The 17,939-nt window shown below is 39.6% G+C and carries 14 protein-coding genes, 1 tRNA gene and 2 pseudogenes; 3 read left to right on the forward strand and 14 right to left on the reverse strand.

All coding sequences use genetic code 11. The features are described 5' to 3' along the window. The 5 genes from DSM106972_RS53185 to fcmB form a co-directional block, all read right to left on the reverse strand. A partial coding sequence (locus tag DSM106972_RS53185) for a tetratricopeptide repeat protein (RefSeq protein WP_325052170.1) occupies positions 1-2,448 on the reverse strand: 2,448 nt, incomplete at its 3' end. Positions 2,449-2,457: 9 nt separating this feature from the next. Next, on the reverse strand, positions 2,458-5,148 hold the full coding sequence (locus tag DSM106972_RS53190; RefSeq protein ID WP_233787725.1) for an NACHT domain-containing protein: 2,691 nt from the start codon (positions 5,146-5,148) through the stop codon (positions 2,458-2,460). 72 nt (positions 5,149-5,220) lie between these two features. Beyond that, the gene (locus DSM106972_RS07085) at positions 5,221-6,510 is read right to left on the reverse strand and encodes a P-loop NTPase fold protein (protein ID WP_127080048.1); all 1,290 of its coding nucleotides are present in this window, start codon (positions 6,508-6,510) and stop codon (positions 5,221-5,223) included. A gap of 279 nt (positions 6,511-6,789) precedes the next feature. Further along, on the reverse strand, positions 6,790-7,341 hold the full coding sequence (gene fcmC, locus DSM106972_RS07090) for a filament morphology membrane protein FcmC (RefSeq protein ID WP_127080049.1): 552 nt from the start codon (positions 7,339-7,341) through the stop codon (positions 6,790-6,792). Positions 7,342-7,346: 5 nt separating this feature from the next. Continuing rightward, positions 7,347-8,537 (reverse strand): filament morphology actin-like protein FcmB, encoded by a 1,191-nt coding sequence (gene fcmB, locus DSM106972_RS07095; protein WP_127080050.1) that lies wholly within the window; start codon positions 8,535-8,537, stop codon positions 7,347-7,349. Positions 8,538-8,664: 127 nt separating this feature from the next. On the opposite strand from fcmB, the pseudogene DSM106972_RS55685 reads away from it, so the two are divergent. Beyond that, positions 8,665-8,721, forward strand: a pseudogene (locus DSM106972_RS55685) (tetratricopeptide repeat protein); the annotation flags it as partial. Between the two features lie 111 nt (positions 8,722-8,832). Here DSM106972_RS55685 and DSM106972_RS07105 read toward each other — a convergent pair. The 4 genes and pseudogenes from DSM106972_RS07105 to DSM106972_RS07120 all read right to left on the reverse strand — a co-directional run bounded on the left by DSM106972_RS07105 (position 8,833) and on the right by DSM106972_RS07120 (position 13,371). After that, positions 8,833-9,262: pseudogene (locus DSM106972_RS07105) on the reverse strand (hypothetical protein). Positions 9,263-9,598: 336 nt separating this feature from the next. Beyond that, on the reverse strand, positions 9,599-10,687 hold the full coding sequence (locus DSM106972_RS07110) for a Gfo/Idh/MocA family protein (RefSeq protein ID WP_127080051.1): 1,089 nt from the start codon (positions 10,685-10,687) through the stop codon (positions 9,599-9,601). Between the two features lie 435 nt (positions 10,688-11,122). Next, on the reverse strand, positions 11,123-12,451 hold the full coding sequence (locus tag DSM106972_RS07115; RefSeq protein ID WP_233787726.1) for a hemolysin family protein: 1,329 nt from the start codon (positions 12,449-12,451) through the stop codon (positions 11,123-11,125). 227 nt (positions 12,452-12,678) lie between these two features. Next, positions 12,679-13,371 carry a hypothetical protein gene (locus tag DSM106972_RS07120; RefSeq protein ID WP_127080053.1) on the reverse strand — a complete coding sequence of 231 codons (693 nt, stop codon included), beginning with the start codon at positions 13,369-13,371 and terminating at the stop codon, positions 12,679-12,681. Positions 13,372-13,605: 234 nt separating this feature from the next. Between DSM106972_RS07120 and DSM106972_RS51240 the strand changes: the two genes are divergently transcribed. Then, a tRNA-Ile gene (locus DSM106972_RS51240) sits at positions 13,606-13,678 on the forward strand. Positions 13,679-13,750: 72 nt separating this feature from the next. On the opposite strand, the gene DSM106972_RS07125 is transcribed toward DSM106972_RS51240, so the two are convergent. Continuing rightward, positions 13,751-14,170: a hypothetical protein gene (locus DSM106972_RS07125; RefSeq protein WP_127080054.1), complete on the reverse strand. Its 420-nt coding sequence runs from the start codon at positions 14,168-14,170 to the stop codon at positions 13,751-13,753. 136 nt (positions 14,171-14,306) lie between these two features. Between DSM106972_RS07125 and pyrE the strand changes: the two genes are divergently transcribed. Beyond that, positions 14,307-14,924 (forward strand): orotate phosphoribosyltransferase, encoded by a 618-nt coding sequence (pyrE, locus tag DSM106972_RS07130; RefSeq protein ID WP_127080055.1) that lies wholly within the window; start codon positions 14,307-14,309, stop codon positions 14,922-14,924. A gap of 254 nt (positions 14,925-15,178) precedes the next feature. On the opposite strand, the gene DSM106972_RS07135 is transcribed toward pyrE, so the two are convergent. The 4 genes from DSM106972_RS07135 to thiC form a co-directional block, all read right to left on the reverse strand. Then, complete coding sequence (locus DSM106972_RS07135; protein WP_127080056.1) at positions 15,179-15,505, reverse strand: hypothetical protein; 327 nt, start codon at positions 15,503-15,505, stop codon at positions 15,179-15,181. Positions 15,506-15,990: 485 nt separating this feature from the next. Next, the gene (locus DSM106972_RS51245; protein ID WP_158632775.1) at positions 15,991-16,134 is read right to left on the reverse strand and encodes a hypothetical protein; all 144 of its coding nucleotides are present in this window, start codon (positions 16,132-16,134) and stop codon (positions 15,991-15,993) included. Next, a complete protein-coding gene (locus DSM106972_RS53195; protein WP_233787727.1) occupies positions 16,124-16,474 on the reverse strand; it encodes an antitoxin family protein in 351 nt (116 codons plus the stop codon). Before DSM106972_RS53195 ends, DSM106972_RS51245 begins: the two co-directional genes overlap by 11 nt. A 76-nt stretch (positions 16,475-16,550) precedes the next feature. Then, on the reverse strand, positions 16,551-17,930 hold the full coding sequence (thiC, locus tag DSM106972_RS07145) for a phosphomethylpyrimidine synthase (protein ID WP_127080057.1): 1,380 nt from the start codon (positions 17,928-17,930) through the stop codon (positions 16,551-16,553). Positions 17,931-17,939: the final 9 nt, after the last annotated feature.

A 17,939-nucleotide genomic window follows, 5' to 3' on the forward strand; every position in this document is an offset into this window, starting at 1 on the left:
CCCTCCTAACTGACAATAGGCAAAAGCTATTTTTGGTTGATTATCTAAGCGTTGATAAATCTGTAAATAATTTTGGCCACCCTCAATTGCTTGCTCATACTTGCCCCAATCTTGGTAGCAGTCGGATATTAAACCTGATAAATCAGCTATGCTCGCCTCTAATTTTAGTTGTTCGTAAAGGTCACGACTTTGCTGATAATGAGCAAGTGCTTGTTCGTACTTACCCCATGCTTGATAAATATATCCTAACTGCCAATATCCATTAGCTATATTTGGCTGATTATCTAAGTGTTGATAAATCTGTAAGTAATTTTGCTGACTCTCAATTGCCTGCTCGTACTTGCCCCAATCCCGGTAGCAATCAGATATCCAACCTAATAAATCAGCCATATCCGCCTCTAATTTTAGTTGTTCGTAAAGGTCACGACTTTGCTGATAATGAGAAAGTGCTTGTTCGTACTTACCCCATTCTTGATAAATTTGTCCTAACTGCCAATATCCATTAGCTATATTTGGTTGATTATCCAAGCGTTGATAAATTTGTAAATAATTTTGCCGACTCTCAATTGCCTGCTCGTACTTGCCCCAATCTTTGTAGCAGTTGGATATCAAACCTGATAAATCAGCTATGCTCGCCTCTAGTCCTAGTTGTTCGTAAAGGTCACGACTTTGCTGATAAGGAAAAATTGCTTGTTCGTACTGACCCGATTCTTGATAAATCCGTCCTAGCTGACAATATGCATTCGCGACATTTGGCTGATTATCTAAGCATTGGTAAATTTGTAAATAATTTTGCTGACTCTCAATTGCCTGCTCGTACTTGCCCCAATCTTTGTAGCAATCAGATATCCAACCTGATAAATCAGCCATATCCGCCTCTAGTCCTAGTTGTTTATAAAGGTCACGACTTTGCTGATAATGAGAAAGTGCTTGTTCGTACTTATCCCATGCTTGATAAATTCGTCCTAACTGCCAATAGGCAACAGCTATATTTGGCTGATTGTCCAAGCGTTGATAAATCTGTAAGTAATTTTTGCGACTCTCAATTGCCTGCTCGTACTTACCCCAATCGCGATAGCAGTTGGATATCAAACCTGATAAATCAGCCGTATCCGCCTCTAGTCCTAGTTGTTCATAAAGGTCACGACTTTGCAGGTAATGAAAAAGTGCTTGTTCGTACTTATCCCATGTTTGATAAATCCGTCCTAACCTCCGATAAGCAACAGCGATATTTAGCTGATTATCCAAGCGTTGATAAATTTGTAAGTAATTTTGCCGACTCTCAATAGCCTGCTTGTACTTGCCCCAATCTCGGTAGCAGTCGGATATCCAACCTAATAAATCAGCCGTATCCGCCTCTAGTCCTAGTTGTTCATAAAGGTCACGACTTTGCTGGTAATGAAAAAGTGCTTGTTCGTACTTATTCCATTCTTGATAAATTCGTCCTAACCTCCAATAAGCAAAAGCTATATTTGGCTGATTATCTAAGCGTTGATAAATCTGTAAATAATTCTGCTGACTCTCAATAGCCTGCTTGTACTTGCCCCAATTCCGATAGCAGTCAGATATCCAACCTGATAGATCAGCCACATCTGCCTCTAGTCCTAGTTGTTCGTAAAAGTCACGACTTTGCTGATAATGATAAAGTGCTTGTTTGTGTTTGCTCCATGCTTGGTAAATCTGTCCTAACTGACAATAAGCAAAAGCTATATTTGGCTGGTTATCCAAGCGTTGATAAATCTGTAAGTAATTTTGCCGACTCTCAATTGCCTGCTTATATTTGCCCCAATCCTGGTAGCAGTCGGATATCCAACCTGATAAATCAGCCATATCCGCCTCTAGTCCTAATTGTTCGTAAAGATCACGACTTTGCTGATAATGGGAAAGTGCTTGTTCGTACTTGTCCCATGCTTGATAAATCCGTCCTAACCTCCAATAGGCAAAAGCTATATTTTGCTGATTATCCAAACGTTGATAAATTTGTAAGTAATCCTGCCGACTCTCAATTGCCTGCTTGTATTTGCCCCAATCCTGGTAGCAGTCGGATATCCAACCTAATAAATCAGCCACATCTGACTCTAGTCCTAGTTGTTCATAAAGATCAAGACTTTGCTGATAATGATAAAGTGCTTGTTCGTACTTACCCCATTCTTGATAAATTTTACCAATATCCCATAGTGTATTTGCTTCGTTTTTTGAATGGCTATGTTTTCTATCAATAGTTAAAGTCTGCTCAAAACATTCTACTGATTTCTGATATTTGCCATGTAAACGATGACAAACACCTTGATCTATCCAAAGATATCTAAAAGATAATGTATGAATATTTGAAGATAATTTTTTAAAGCATTGCTCATAATAAAAAAATGCTTCGTCAAATTCTTCTTTTTGTTGGTAACAAATAGCTAATGCCCAATTAAAATAAAGATTTAAATGACTATCTAATATTTGATTAAGTTATTCAAAAAGATTAACAGCTTTTTCGTAGTTATCTTCACGAAGGTAACTCATAAAAATCATAAACTTTAATGCTTTAATACTATTTCTATCAATATTTATATACTGACAATTTTTAAGGGCAGAAGACATTTCTTCGCCCAATTCTTTTACTAAATACCGAATGCCACAAAATAGTATCGCATTTAATGTACCAACAATATCAATAACACAATTGACTAATTGCATATCTGCTTTTCCACAAGCAACAAATAAAATAGCTAGCTGCAACTTAACTCTATTTTCTTCTGATAAATTTGAGTCATTTGCAGCTTGTTTGAGTAGCGCAAATACTTCACCTTTTTGAGTAAACGATTCAATCCTGCGTAGCAGTTTTAAAAGTTGCTTGATTATATCATCAATACCATCTGTATCTAAACAAATAAGGGTAGTAACTAATTTTTGGATAATTTTCTTACGAATGCTACTATTACTTACCTCGACTTGAGTTAGAACTTCACCAGCAAATATTAAATCTTTTAAGTTTAATTCAAACTTACTTGTTTCTGATTTTTCAAGTGAATTTGACCAAACAAGAATAGCATCGTGAGATAAGGAATTTTTAAATTTTATATCGCCACCTTGAAGTGTAGGCTCATATGCGTCAAGTTTACTAAACAGTTTCTTTAATAATTTATCAACTTGTGCATTAAAGTGTATTCCGTAATAGCCTAATGCTAATAATATTGGTTCGTTCCAACGTGGCTCGTAGAAGTGTTTGTCAATTAGGCTTAAAATTTCACTTTGGTCGTTATCTGCTATGTAACGCGCGACAAAGTACTCTTCAAATGTTAGGTGCATAAAGCCGTAAATCCCAGGCGCCCTTTCAACAAATAGCCCAGTAGTTTCCCGCACTTTCCGCAAAAACTCTTCTACTGCTTGACGGACGCTTTCTGTGTCTGGCTCAATATCGTTTAATTCTGCAAGTTTTTCTGCTAGCTGTTGTTCTACTTCTGCTTGAGTTACTAACCCTGATGGTTTTTCTTCGTGCATCCAATAAGCTAGCGGCGCCAGTAGTCTCACTACCTCGGTTTCTTTAAGCACTACTGTTGGTGCATCAGGCAGTTTTTTACTTAGCTGCCAATCTTCTATTAATGTCTTAACTGCTAAAGCATATAGTTCAACTCTACGATTTGGCAAACGGGCGCCATTGCGATGTATCAATGACAAAATAGTTAATAGCAAAGGGTTTGCCGTTAAACGCTTTACACCTTCGTTACCTTCTATTGCTTCTAAAATTTCCCTTGTTTGATTATCTCCTGCTGTTTGCCATTGCTCTTCGGTTGCTTCGGGTTGCTGTGCTTTTTCAACCGCGCGACACCAACGATGCAGAAATTTTTCTACCTCTTCGCTGTCCATATCCTCGATGGTAAATTCAGCAAAGCGGCTGCTTAGTTGTACGTCACGGTAGCCAGCAATACGGCTTGTGATGACAAATTTATTACCTGCGAATTCATCAGCAAACTGATTGATGCGCTCAACTATTTGTCTGCGGCTCTCTTGGTCAAATACTTCGTCTAAGCCATCAAGTAATATTAAGCACTGCCCTTGCTGCATTGTTTCTAATATTCGTGCTATTACCTCAGCTTCAGCGTGGTATTGACGTAAATAATCTAGTAAGCTCAAATTTGGTTGTTTGTCTAAGCGTTCTGCATAATCAGCTATACGAAAGAAAACAGGTAATAACGTTCTACCTAGTTCTTGTTCACCATCTGTAACTATTTCCTGGCTATCTCGTTTGGCAACAGCATAATGCAATGCTAGATAACGTAGTAGTGTTGTTTTACCTGCACCTGGCGCCCCCAAAATTACATTGTATTGGTTTTGCCGTACTGCTTCAGATAAATCAAGCTTTTGCGTAATAGTTTTTGTGGTAGTAGAAAAAGATGATTCGAGGACAACTGGTTCGTCATAGTAACTAGGCTCATCCAAGTCATGCGGACTAGAATTTCCAATTGTTAGCCTTTGCGTGTAATTACTTAATTCATGTCGCTCGGTTTCTACTACCTCCTGGCGCCGTACTGCCTGTAGGGAAACATAAATTTGGTCTAGAAAAATATCTACTTGGCGCTGCACTTGCATTACACCACTAATTTTTAAATAAGAGTTTTCTGCAATTAGTCTTTCTAGATATGAATAAAGTAAGGGATTTAAAACAGGACGTGTCTCAAAGGTTACTACTTTGTTTCGCCAATCCCAAAAATCTGGCGCCCGGTTGCTAAATTCCTTTAAAAATTCAGATTTGTTCAGCCAAAAAATCAATACGATGTCTCGGTTAAATATAGATTCTCTACCCAAATTTAACTGTTTCATCTCGCGTACTAGGCGAGGTAAGGGCAATTGGTCTATTCCAAATGCCATTATTAACTTGCGGCTAGCTTCTTGCTGTATATTTGCTTGATTATCTAAGCTGTAGAGAAAATTATATAGAGAATTATCGCTGTAGAAAAAGTTTTGAATTTGAAAGTTTTCGTCACAGTCTGATAATAAAGTTTTGAACTGCTCCACCACTGGATGTTGGGGACTGCTATCTGGGGCTATTGCAAAAATAATAGTGCCGCCATCAGATAGTTCTAAGGTGGTAACTAATTTATCTAGCTCTGTATCGTCAGTTTCGCTTAGATAATTTGACTCTTGGGGAGCAGTTGTCATAAGTAGATAAAATTATTTGGCTATAAGAATTTAGTAAAGGACAGGCAAGTAATTGAAGGACAGGCAGGATGCCTATCCCACGGGTTTCCAGCGTTCTAAGTCTTCGATAAGAATTGGGTTTACGTCAAACCAGTGATTTCGGCGCTCGTCGTAGTACCCTAGAACAAATTTGTTTTGTAATAATTCGTCACAAATTACAAAATCTCCTTTACCTGGTAAGTTGTAGGTTTTGGTATTGAGTTTGCCTGTACGATGTATTTCTTCCATTGCAGGATAATGATAGTCGCTGAGAGTGTAGTCTTTACGGACTTGTTGTACTGCTTCAATTGCTGTGTCTAAATCTACTAATAGTAATTTTTTTCTTAAAGAGACTTCACAGGAAGCGCGTGCTAATCGTATTAAGTCACGGATAACACCACCGCTTTTCTCACATATTAACTCTAGTGCATCGGGGTTAAATAAACCTTTGTAGCTGTTGCCTAGTCGCGCAAGTCGCTTGTTGATGATGCTAATTAAAACATCTCTACCATCCGAGTGGTTATTAAGGGTAGGTTGGGAGTTGGCGCCACATTCAAAAACTGGCGGGTTTGTTAAATCTAGGCATTTTTGAAAGCTTTCCATTGGTTGGCGGAAGTTGGGTGAGTATCTGAGAGAGATGGGAATGGAATAAATAATGTGACAGCTTAATTCGGTGAGTAGGGGACTGGAAAACATTTGCAAGGCTGTGACAAAATCGTGTCTATCTAACCCATCTACTATTACTACTAACTTTTGCTCGCTTTTTTTCTCTGCGACTTCAACAATGGCGTTTACTCTTTCAATTATTTCGCTGAGTACTGGGCGGATATTAACGGTTTTAGTAAGTTTTTGGTTTAAACCTTGTTTGAGGATGAAACCAAGCTTTTCGATAAATTCTGGTAGTTTTAACCCTGCGTCAGTAGCTTCTTCGTCTTGTAATACTACTGTTTTGAGGCTATCTCCAAGATTTTGTAAGAGTTCGTCGTTTAATCCCCAATTTGATTGCAGGACTGTTTCAAAAATTTTTACACCAATTAAAACTACTACTTCGGCGTAACCAATGTTGTAACGGTCAAGTGCTGTTTCTGTATCAACCCAAATTACTGTGTAATCTTGATTTAGTTGTTGTTGCAACCACCGTAATTCAGTAGTTTTACCACCTCCTCTATGACCAGCTAGTAAAAATTTTGCTGGGTCGTCTTCCATTTCTAGCGAGGTGATGAGGCTGTCTACTGGGCTGTTGGCGCGTTGTACGTAAAAGTCTCGTAGGTCTTCGGGTTTATTTAGTGGCTCTTCTGGCTTAAATAATTGGTAAGCAGGTTTCCAAAATTTTGTATTGCTCATTGCCAGATAACCTCAATTTTGATTTATGTCAAAACAATTAGATTTAAGTATAACTAAGGATGTTCCGGCGATGGATTATACAAATTTTCATAAATTATGAGCTAACTCTTGTGGGATGGGCATCCTTGCCCGTCCCTTAAAATGTGTATTAATTAACAGGCAGGGATGCCTGTTCCACAAGATATACACAAGACAAAAACAATACTCCTCAATACACATGTATCAAGGAGTGCGAATAAAAGTATGGAATGATTCACCCTGTATGGATATTTGCTTGAACTAGAAATCATCAACAAGTAGACTCAAGCGGCTGATAACAGGGTCAACTTCAACAGGCGCCGGAGGAGGAGTGTTACTAGGTTTATATACTTCTCCTCCTGTGGGTAGTGATTGGGTTGGGGCAACTTGAACGGTGACACCCTGTGTTACCATAATTGCCAGTTGTGCAACTTGTTGACTCAGTTGTATTAGCTGAGTTTCGACGGCATCAAGTCGATTTGCTTCTCTGGAATAATAGCGTCCTTCAAGGTCAGTAATTTGACGATGTAGGTCGGCGATTTGTGGTTCACCACCACCAGTACTACTAGGTAATGGCGGTGGTGTTGATATTTGTGATGGTGATGACGACGGTAGTGCTTGTGTGGGTTTTTGGTTTGGGCGTACCGATTCTGGTACGCACAAAGCTTGCCACAACGCTTCTTTACAAAGGTCGCTAAACGACTTATCAGGGTCTTTTTCCAAATGGCTTTCGACTAGCGCAAGCAAACTTTCGTCCGCAACCCCCGGATTAAATGTGACTGATTTAACTACTTTTTTTGACCATTGGAACATTTCTTTTAAGCCTTAGCGGGACGATTGGATAGCTGTGCCTCTCCATAAATATACTGTCCCAAAGCGTTAGCTTGCCGCGATGGTGCAGCTAAATGAGCGTTAATTTTTGCTTCTTTGAGTAAACGCTGCATGTCATCCCAGAAAAATTCGCCACCACCACCAGTGAGAATTACGTCTGTCACCCGTTCTGGCAACCATGCTAATACACGATTACAAATTTCGCGGGAGAACATCTCAGTTAAGTTAGGTAGGAAATCATCGAGGTTTGTTGGTTTGCCGGCGCCACGTGGACGGTAGAAGCGGTCACCTTTTGGACGGTTTACAGCAGCGATTAAAGATAATGATTGTGCGTCAGAACCTTCGATTTCAGCGGCAACTAGTTCGTAGAATTTGTTCATACCAAATTCTTCGCTCTTGGAAGCTCCACGTGCGAAGCGGAAGTTATCAACCATTAAGCAGTCGATTGTTTGGTGACCAATGTCAACGATGGCAACTGAAACTTTTGTAAAGTCAGGAGTTCCGGGGCCTTTTTTAGGTTGTGCTTCACACCATAACAAGCTGCCGTAACCTTCGGGCATTATCCAAACTTTGGTGACGTTGAGTTCTACTGTCTCACCACGGAAGTTCATTACGTGTGGTCCGCTGATTTGACTCATCAACTGACTTTTTTCTTTTTCAAATTGCTCTTGGGAATGATAGGGCAAACTTAGTACTACAGAAATTTCGTCTTTGAGTTTGAAGTAACCTGCACAAGCTAATACTTTTGCAAGTGCGTCTTCTACCTTCGATTGACCCACACCTAAGTTAGCTCCAAAGTCAGCAGCTAATTGACCAATTGCGTAACCGCTACCTTGAAATTCCATCCACAAGTCCATCAATGGGTCGGTAGCACGTGCTTCAAATACTCCACCACGTACTTCTTCCATCGTCATTTTTTTGACGTTGGCAGGAATAAATAATACGCTGTTTGGTTCGCGACTGACGGAGGTTTTTGTGGAAGTTCTACCTAAGTCAACGCTAAGTATATTTTTGCCTGAGCTATTTCCAGTTGGTCTTGGCGCCACTCCTGGGTTTGCTGTCATTGGATTTGCACCAATGGGGTTTGCAGTCACCGGGGTGCGATTCATTGGAATTGAGGCAGCGTTCATTGGAGTTGCTGCGCTAATTGGTGTTGTATTGTTGGGTTGGTCTGTCATAAAGCTCCTAGTAATTACTTAGCTCTAACAAGTTATCATGCTATAAACGCAAAAAAACGAGTACTAGAAAACGCTGGTAACAAAAATTTTTACCTAAATACAAATGTAGCTAGAGATACGTTACTAAACATTTGCATACTCGTTCTTCAACTCGAAGAAGTTACAAAAGGCACGTAATGTTTGAAATTATCGCTTCTTATGCTTGCTTTTATTGACGCGCATCAACAATCGCTCAAATGTGCTGCTATCTCGGTCTTCGTTTTTGTTTGCGTCTAAACACCCACAAGCTAAATGCTTATACCAAAGCCACCAGCACAATTTTTGATACAGGGGCAAGGTACTTATCAACTAACTCGTACCGTGTACAAGGACGCATATCCTGAGTATGTTAGCAAACATGTCCACAGTGCGCTACCCAATGTTGTATAAAATAAGAAAGATGGCAACAGCATGTTACCAATACCCGCACGGTCAAACCATTCGATAGATTTAGTAATGTCTTTACTTGACACGGTTATCCACTTGCCGTATTTATCTGCAAGTTTCTTTAGAGAAGCTTGTGCTGCTGCAACTGCGACTTCTTTGGCTGTAAAACCTGCTAGGGGCATTATCAATTCCGATGGAATTGGTGGAAACAGGTTCTCTAAGAACATCATTAAAGCTATTCCAAAGTAACCCAAGGAATAGACAATATTTATTACACTTGGTATTATCCAATCGAACATTGAGTTGATGGGTGTGAAACTTCTAGCCGTCTCGTTACATTATTATAGGACTTACGCTCAGAAACCGGGTTTCTACGCAAAATCGTTATTTTTATTACAAGATTTCAATCAAGAAACCCGGTTTCTAGGATTTTATGCGTAAGTCCTGATTACTTAAATAATTTTGCCCGATTATGGGGGCGCCTGCGCGTGTCGAATAGTTAAAATGTTAGCTTTCAATGTGATTAATACAATCTTATGCACGTAGCAAGTATAACAGCTAGCTTAATTTATTAATCGTAGAAATTTGGTATAAATTTGAGGAGGGGGAATAGGCGCGCCAATCCCCCACGCGGACTAAACAATAGGCGTCAATGATTGGCGGATATTAGAATGTTCTGATTCCCAATCTAATGGATTCCAATCACGCTCTTCAAGCGCCATTTGCTCGATTAAACTAGCTAAACGTAAAGCTTTTAATGCTTGTTCTCCACCCACAGAAGGAGGATTGCCACCACGAACACAGTTGACGAAATGGTCTAATTCCGCGCGTAAAGGCTCAATATTACTAGTGTAAACTTTTTCAATTAAGCCATCTTGCTTGTAAAGTCCTTGTCGATTTGCAGTGTTTGGGTTAGCTGCTGTGTGTCGATGAATCAATATTTCGTTTTTAAGAAAATCTGCTTCAGTTAGTGAGTTTTGACAGTGAGCTAAGATATTGCGAGTTTTTCGATGCGTAATTTTACTTGCGGTCAGTGTAGCGACAACCCCGTTCGCAAATCCTAATGTTGCTGTCACATAATCTAAATAAACAGAGTCTGGACTGCGAGTCCCATTAGCAGTTAACTTAACCACAGGCGCCGCAGCTAAATCAAGCAATAAATCAATATCATGAATCATTAAATCCAAGACAACCGATACATCATTGGCTCGATTTGAGTAAGGACTCATTCTGTGTGCTTCGAGAGCTAAAACTTTTTCGGTTTTCAAAACTTTACTCAATTCTTGAAAAACAGGGTTAAAGCGCTCAATGTGACCCACTTGCAAAATACATCCCGACTCAGCAGCAGCATTAACGAGCGACTCTGCTTCAGAAAGACTTGCAGCAATAGGCTTTTCGATTAAAACATGGACACCAGCTAACAAACAACTAATACCGACGGCGTAATGCATCCTTGTTGGCACTGCAATACAAACCGCATCGACAAGAGGTAGCAGGTCAGCATAATCTTCAAAAAAGCGAGCTTTGTACTTGCTTGCTGTTTCCAGTCCACGCTCAAAATTAATATCTGCCACTCCCACTAGTTCAACGTCTTTCATTGAACTAAAAACGCGAACGTGATGTTGCCCCATGTTACCTACACCAATCACACCGACGCGGATAGGGCGTAGTGGGCTACGTTGTGTATATGGATTTGGTTCTGCCACTGACATGCTATCTTGCACTATTATTCTCTCCTCAACCACCAAATATAGAGATGCTACGGACATTGGCATATCATACAAAATACCAATAACGAGCCGTTTTAAACCATCCAGATGGTAACATGGAGGTTATATTTATGAAGAATTTCAAAGTTTGTTGTGAGTTCCCGTTACATGAGAGTCTTATGCGCGCATTCCCTACACTATGGGATTCTACTTACTTACTTTTTGTATATTTTGCACAAAATTCAATAAGTCTTCTCGCAAACTTTATATATTTTACTCCAAATACCGATTAGCCGGATTCATCTTACTACAGCGCAATTGCAGCTTATCAGCAACAAAATCAAAATTATTTTGAAATTTAGAAACCGGGTTTCTTGGTTGAAATATTGTAATGAAAATAACAATTTTACATAGAAACCCGGTTTCTTTTAATTAGAATTACTTCCAACTTTAAACTTCTAATCTTCGCAGTTGAATTTGGTGCAAGCGTGGACCAACGACTGAAATAACCGTGAACTCCAGGTTTTGGTAGATAAAAATTTCTCCCAAAGCTGGAATTTTCTGCAACTGATACAGCAAGAAGCCTCCTACTGTCTGATATTCTCTTGTCAGAGGTAAATTGATATGTAAATTTTCATTTAATTCTTCGACATTGATTTGTGCTTGCACTAAATATGTGAATTCATCCAGAACTTGAATAGATAGATTATTGGCATTCTCTGAGTCATTGGCATCACCGATAATGGTACCAATAACGTCTTCGATAGTTACCAGTCCAGCAGTTTGCCCAAACTCATCTACCACCATTACCATTGCTGGCTTTTGTCGCTGCATCACTGGCAGCAATTCATGGAGTAGTGTGTTTTCTGGGACAAACCTTGCTGGTCTTATCCAAGGTTGAATTTGTGTATCTAGCGTGAGTTTGCCTAGAGCTAAGGGTTTTGTTAGGTCTTTAAAGTAAGCAATACCACGAATATCATCCAAATCTTCACCGATGACTGGGTAGCATGAGTAACCAGTAGTTATCATTGTTTTGAGCAAAGTTTGTAATGAGGCGTTTACTGGTAGTGATACAATACTAGTACGGGGAATCATTACTGCTTGAACGGTAATTTCTCCAAATTCAAAAACCCTTTTAAGTAATTGCCGTTCTTTAGCGAGTAGCCCTGTTGATTCGCGTTCGGTCGATATAATTAGCTGCAATTCTTCAGATGTAACAGGCGGGCGCCAGCTTTTACCAGTATACTCAATACCAAAAAGTCCGAGTAAGCACCGATTAGATTGATTGAGTATCCAGATAAATGGTCTAAAGAATCTAACTATTGCTTTAAAAAGCGGACCCAAAAATCTTGCAAGCTGTTCCGAGTAAAGAATTGCCAGCGATTTTGGGCAAAGTTCACCCAAAACAATTTGCAAGTAAGCAATTAAAAGAAAAGTAATGGGAATTGAAAGCGAATGCACAACAAAAAAATTCATCCCACTAGGCAGTGGTAATGACGTTAGCCATACATCAATCAATTTAACCATCGTACTTTCCCCTATCCATCCCAATGCCAAGCTGGATAGGGTTATGCCTAATTGAGTAGTAGATAGTAGTCTATCTATACTACGATGCAGCGATTCAACTGCAACGGCGCCTGCATCACCTGACTCAACCAACTGGTGGATGCGCGAACGTCGCACCGTCACCATCGAAAACTCAGCAATCACAAAAAAAGCATTGATTGCAATCAGCAACAATACCGACAACAACCTCAGCCCCACGTCTCTGAAACTCACTTTATTGATAACCCGCCTTCGAGATAAGCGCCCACTAAAATTTTAGATTTTAGATTTTAGATTTTGGATTTTATATTAAAGACAAAGTGCTATATTTGGTACTTTTGTATCACATATCTCATCCAAAATCCATTCATTGTCGTTCACGCAGTGTTCGCGCCTGTAAGACAAATCCCCAATCCCAAATCCATTCATGTCCGCAGGAAAATCCCCAATCCAAAATCCATTTATCTTTCCACTGGGATATTCGATACTTCAAGTCGCATTTTCTGTGCTGGGTAGTCAGTCAAAGCTAGTGATATTTTTTTGACATCATCAAGTAGTGGTGTGGGAATACTAACCGTACCAGTAAATTCTGAGCTATTTCCTGGTAATTCGGCGGGTAATCCTTCAGTACTTTGGCTAAGAGTTCTGCCCTTATCGTCCGTAACATCCAAAAAACTATACAAAAAACGTACAGTTTCTGAACCTTTGTTTTGCATTTTTACCCTAAGTACCAAATCGCCACCCGAAAAGCTTGCTGACTGTACCGAGAAATTCACACCGCCATTTTCAGCATTGATAGGAAATCCAGCTTGAGGCTTTTCTTGTGTCTCTTTTGGTTTCTCTTCTGGCTTTTGCTTCTCCTTAGTATCTTCGTCATCATCAGACTTCGACGCTTTAGCAGCCTTAGTCTTACCTTCAATACGTGCCTTTACAATTTTTAATATTTCTTCTTCCCTTAATAATGCCACTCCTGTCTGTGCCGTATTGCCAGATTTAGCGCTAGCAAACTTACTAGTAGGACGTGCGTCGGGAGTAGTTACACCTTTTAGGGCTTTACTACCGACATCAAAACCGATTATGGCACTTACAGAACCAGCTCCCAACATCAGGGTTAATAAAGTCAACGTCAGAAGCACAGTAGAATTAAGTTTCATCGCTCTTAATACTCAAGAGAATAAATAATTGGGCTAATGTAACTAAAATAGAGGAGTTTGTAAACTAAAACCATTAGTCAACTTTATCAATATCAGTTTGCACTATATTTATTCTCAAATTATGTATTATAATCCGATAAACTACCACTACTGACTTAACATTTACACATTTTTTTGACAGAGCAGCTGGCAAAAGTGTTTTTGTGTGTTATTGTAGATTATTAGTTTAGTCAACCAGGGTTGGCCGATCGGTTTAGGCAACGAACTCATAATTCGTCCCAGACAGGTTCAACTCCTGTACCCTGGATTTAAGACAAAGTTAGGAGTTAGGAGTTAGGAATTAGGAATTAATCTTCAACTCCTAACTCCTAACTATTTATTATCTTTGTTCAAATCGGAACTCAGTGCCGCTTCTGAGCTTCTCTTGATTCATGCGTGGGGACATCATTAAAGATGTATTGTAAGGGTTGGGTAGGTCTGGTGTACGAATGTACGGGTCATTCATTGCTTGCTGCATAATTACATCTCGGTAAAGCGCGTTTACCAAGTCAGCATCTCTTTCAATTTCTTTTTCAGGGAAAGAGCTACGGAAAGGTGTACCTGTACCTAATATCAAGTCAATATCTCGATTGATACCTTGGTTACGGTAATAGTTAGGACTATTCTTATAGAAAGCTCTTTGCATTGCATCAGCTGCGGTTTCATAGCCAGGTGCGCTTTCTTGTGCTGCTGCAACTGATGGAAATGATGATGCTAGTAGTATAAAAAGACTACTTAATAATTTAAACTTTAAACCCACAATTAAATTACTCCTACTTTATGAACTATTAAGCTATTGCTCGTGGGCGCCTCAAGAGCGCGCATCATAATTTATGCTTAGTTTGGGAACTCGGATGAGTTCAACTTTGGTGTAGCACAATTTTTTACCAGTTGTAATGAGTTATTCCGCTGAAATTAGTCAGAAGTCAGATGTTTGGGCTGTCAGTACTGATATATCTACCCTACGTGACAAGTTATTAGATTTACTTTGCCAAGATGCGTACAAAGAGGGAGATTTTGTTCTTTCCTCTGGGGCAAAAAGTACATACTATATAAACGGCAAGTTAATAACGCTGCATCCAATAGGCGCCTTGGCTATTGGCAGGTTACTTTTAAATATGTTGCCACCCGATACACAAGCTGTAGCTGGGTTAACTTTAGGCGCCGACCCTATTGTCAGTGCTGTTAGCGTTGTATCGGCATATGAGAATAAACCTGTATGCGCGCTTATTATTCGTAAAGAAGCTAAAGGTCACGGTACACAAGCGTATATTGAAGGGCCTGTTTTACAAAGTGGCGCCAAAGTTGTTGTGTTAGAAGATGTTGTCACAACTGGACAGTCCGCGATGAAGGCAGTAACTAGATTACGTGATGCTGGTTATGTAGTTGATGAAGTTATATCGCTTGTAGATAGGAAACAAGGTGGCGCCGAGTTTTATGAGTCGCAAAATTTAAAGTTTGAAGCTGTGTTTGATATTGAGGATATTCAAAAGAGATATAAGGAATTGCTTTAAACATCTGTAGCACAGGGTAAAATTGGCAACGGATGATAAACGGATGTAACGGATAAGTGATTTTAAATAATTAGGCGCCTTAAGTAGGGTGTGTAACTGCATAAAAAAAACTACAACCAAAACGAAAAATTAAAATGCCAGTTACGCACCACCAATTTTTAACCTATAAACTTCCTATTATGGGTTTAAAATTTTCCTTTCATCAAATTCGTTGCTAGAGCGTATTAATCGGTCTCTACATGGTTTTAAATCATTTAGACAGCGTACTTTTGCATCATTGCTTCGATTTGATTGTTTAGCTGTTCAAGCTCTTGCTGTTTTTGGCATATCCATATTTTGTCAGTTCCACGTTGCTCTAAAGTTTCTTGGTGTGCTTTTTGATGCTGCTGTAAAAGATTTTCATAAAGTGAGATAGCTTGAGAAATTACTCTACTTGCTGATTCAACCTTAGTATCAAAAACAGAAGTAGTGATTTCGTGTAGTTGCTCAGAAAGTTTATCGATAGATTCATCAAATTTTTGAAATCCTATTTCCAAAACTTTCGATTTTATTTGATTATGTAGTCCATCAACATCAAACATTCCCAAACCGAATGAACCTGCTATTGTAGCAGCTATACTAGCATTAATCAGCAGTCTATAAATGCTGGTTACAAAACATTAGTTCCGTGTAATTTAGAAAAAGCATCAGATTTAGCTGTTGCTAATCTTTATTACTATTTCAAAGTTAGAGATAAATCTCAAGATGAACCTGAAGAACAATTAGCTGATAATCCTCAACCTATCTCAGATTTGACCGCAAAATCTTCTACCAATGATATAGAAACTTTTTTATCGCGGTTTTAATAATTTAAAAACTCCTAGATAAAAAAGTATGAAATAATTTATTGTGGGATGGGCATCCTCGCCCGTCCCTATTTATTAGAATGTCAATTTAAGCATTTACTTGGTTTGATTAATACACAAATATACATATATACATATATTGTCTTCTCTATGTTATCGCAAAGAAACCTAACAGACCTGTAATGTTGGGTTCCGCAAAGCCTCCACCCAACCTACGGTTTTTAGTTGCTCCCGTTGCGAGAACTGGGAATAGACTCAGAGGCGCCGTAACGTAGTAGGGTGCGTAACTGCATTAAAGAACCATAACCAAAACTAAAAATTAAAATGGCAGTTACGCACCACCAATTTTTGTAATCATAAGGCATCGTAGGCGCCCATATCTGGATTTTCCCAGTCAGCAAAACATTGTAATCTTGCGCGTAAGTTTGCTGCTTGTTCTGGGTTTATTCCACGAGAAGGTAAATCTATAAAATTATCTTTTGAGACAAAAGTAACAATAACTTTTGCTCCTTCTAATAAATCAGGTGTTTCAAGTAGTTCAATTTTTCCGTTCTGATAAATACCTTCTATTGATTTACTCCCTTCACGCTCAAAGAATACCGAAAATGAACGAACCGCAAAGGACGCAAAGTACGCAAAGGAAGAGAGAGAATTTATAGGTAATCTTCCAGCAGGAAGGGAGTAAGCATTTACTTGGTTCCGCAAAGCCTCCACCCAACCTACAACTGTCTAATTTTTTGGGGCGGGCAGGGATGCCCGCTCCACAAGAACAACAAAGATTTTAAGATTTAGCTACGACTTCTTTGTCTTTTGCTAAGAATTTTTCCAACTCGGTCAACGCGTCTGCATCAACTTTGGTTTGCATTGGGCAGAATTTGGGACCACACATTGAGCAGAATTCAGCGGTTTTGTAAATATCTGCTGGTAATGTTTCGTCGTGGTATTCTCGCGCGCGTTCTGGGTCGAGTGATAATTCAAACTGACGGTTCCAGTCGAAGTTGTAACGAGCATGTGATAGTTCGTCGTCTCTATCACGGGCGCCGGGACGACGACGGGCGATATCAGCTGCGTGTGCGGCTATTTTGTAGGCAATTAAACCGTTTCGCACGTCTTCGGCGTTGGGTAATCCTAAGTGTTCTTTAGGTGTTACATAGCACAACATCGCTGTACCGTACCACCCAGCCATAGCGGCGCCAATTGCTGAGGTAATATGGTCGTAACCTGGAGCAATATCGGTGACGAGTGGACCGAGTACGTAGAAAGGCGCCTCGGAACATTCTTCCATTTGCTTTTTAACGTTAAATTCGATTTGATCCATTGGTACGTGTCCAGGACCTTCGACCATAACTTGAACGTTGTGTTCCCAAGCTTTGCGCGTTAGTTGCCCTAAAGTTTTTAGTTCAGATAATTGGGCGTCGTCGGATGCATCATGTGTACAACCTGGACGCAGCGAGTCACCCAAACTAAAGGAGACATCGTATCTTTTAAAGATTTCGATGATGTCGTTGAAGTGGGTATATAAAGGATTTTGTTTGTGGTGTTGCAGCATCCAGCGAGCAATGATACCACCACCACGAGAAACAATACCTGTAATTCGCGATTTGACTAAAGGTAAGTACTCAATTAGCAAACCCGCGTGGATAGTCATATAATCTACCCCTTGTTGAGCATGTTTTTCGATTACATGCAAAAAGTCATCAGGGGTGAGTTTGTCTAAGTTGCCGTGAACGCTTTCGAGAACTTGGTAAATAGGTACAGTACCAATGGGAACGGGTGAAGCATTAATAATAGTGGTACGAATTTCGTCTAAATTACCACCACCCGTTGATAAATCCATTACCGTATCGGCGCCATATTTTACAGCCAAATTTAATTTAGCTACTTCCTCAGCCATATCCGATGAGTTAGGAGAGGCGCCGATATTGGCATTAACCTTACACTTGGAGGCAATACCAATTGCCATTGGTTCCAAGTTAGTGTGATTAATATTAGCAGGAATAATCAAGCGTCCCCGCGCGACTTCATCACGAATTAACTCAACAGGGAGGTTTTCCCGCTTGGCAACGTAGTGCATTTCCTCAGTAATTACACCAGTACGAGCATAATGCATCTGAGTAACATTATCTTGCCCACGTCGTTTGGCAACCCATTCAGTTCGCATAATTTAAAT

The sequence above is a fragment of the Dulcicalothrix desertica PCC 7102 genome (assembly GCF_003991905.1).
GTDB classification, from domain to species: domain Bacteria; phylum Cyanobacteriota; class Cyanobacteriia; order Cyanobacteriales; family Nostocaceae; genus Dulcicalothrix; species Dulcicalothrix desertica.

What these genes read in the sequence shown, in the direction of transcription:
- thiC (WP_127080057.1), bottom strand. Translation starts at nt 17,930, where the DNA reads ATGCGAACTGAATGGGTTGCCAAACGACGTGGGCAAGATAATGTTACT.
- DSM106972_RS51245 (WP_158632775.1), bottom strand. Translation starts at nt 16,134, where the DNA reads ATGCCTTATGATTACAAAAATTGGTGGTGCGTAACTGCCATTTTAATT.
- DSM106972_RS07135 (WP_127080056.1), bottom strand. Translation starts at nt 15,505, where the DNA reads ATGTTTGATGTTGATGGACTACATAATCAAATAAAATCGAAAGTTTTG.
- DSM106972_RS07085 (WP_127080048.1), bottom strand. Translation starts at nt 6,510, where the DNA reads ATGAGCAATACAAAATTTTGGAAACCTGCTTACCAATTATTTAAGCCA.
- fcmC (WP_127080049.1), bottom strand. Translation starts at nt 7,341, where the DNA reads ATGTTCCAATGGTCAAAAAAAGTAGTTAAATCAGTCACATTTAATCCG.
- fcmB (WP_127080050.1), bottom strand. Translation starts at nt 8,537, where the DNA reads ATGACAGACCAACCCAACAATACAACACCAATTAGCGCAGCAACTCCA.
- pyrE (WP_127080055.1), top strand. Translation starts at nt 14,307, where the DNA reads ATGAGTTATTCCGCTGAAATTAGTCAGAAGTCAGATGTTTGGGCTGTC.
- DSM106972_RS07120 (WP_127080053.1), bottom strand. Translation starts at nt 13,371, where the DNA reads ATGAAACTTAATTCTACTGTGCTTCTGACGTTGACTTTATTAACCCTG.
- DSM106972_RS53190 (WP_233787725.1), bottom strand. Translation starts at nt 5,148, where the DNA reads ATGACAACTGCTCCCCAAGAGTCAAATTATCTAAGCGAAACTGACGAT.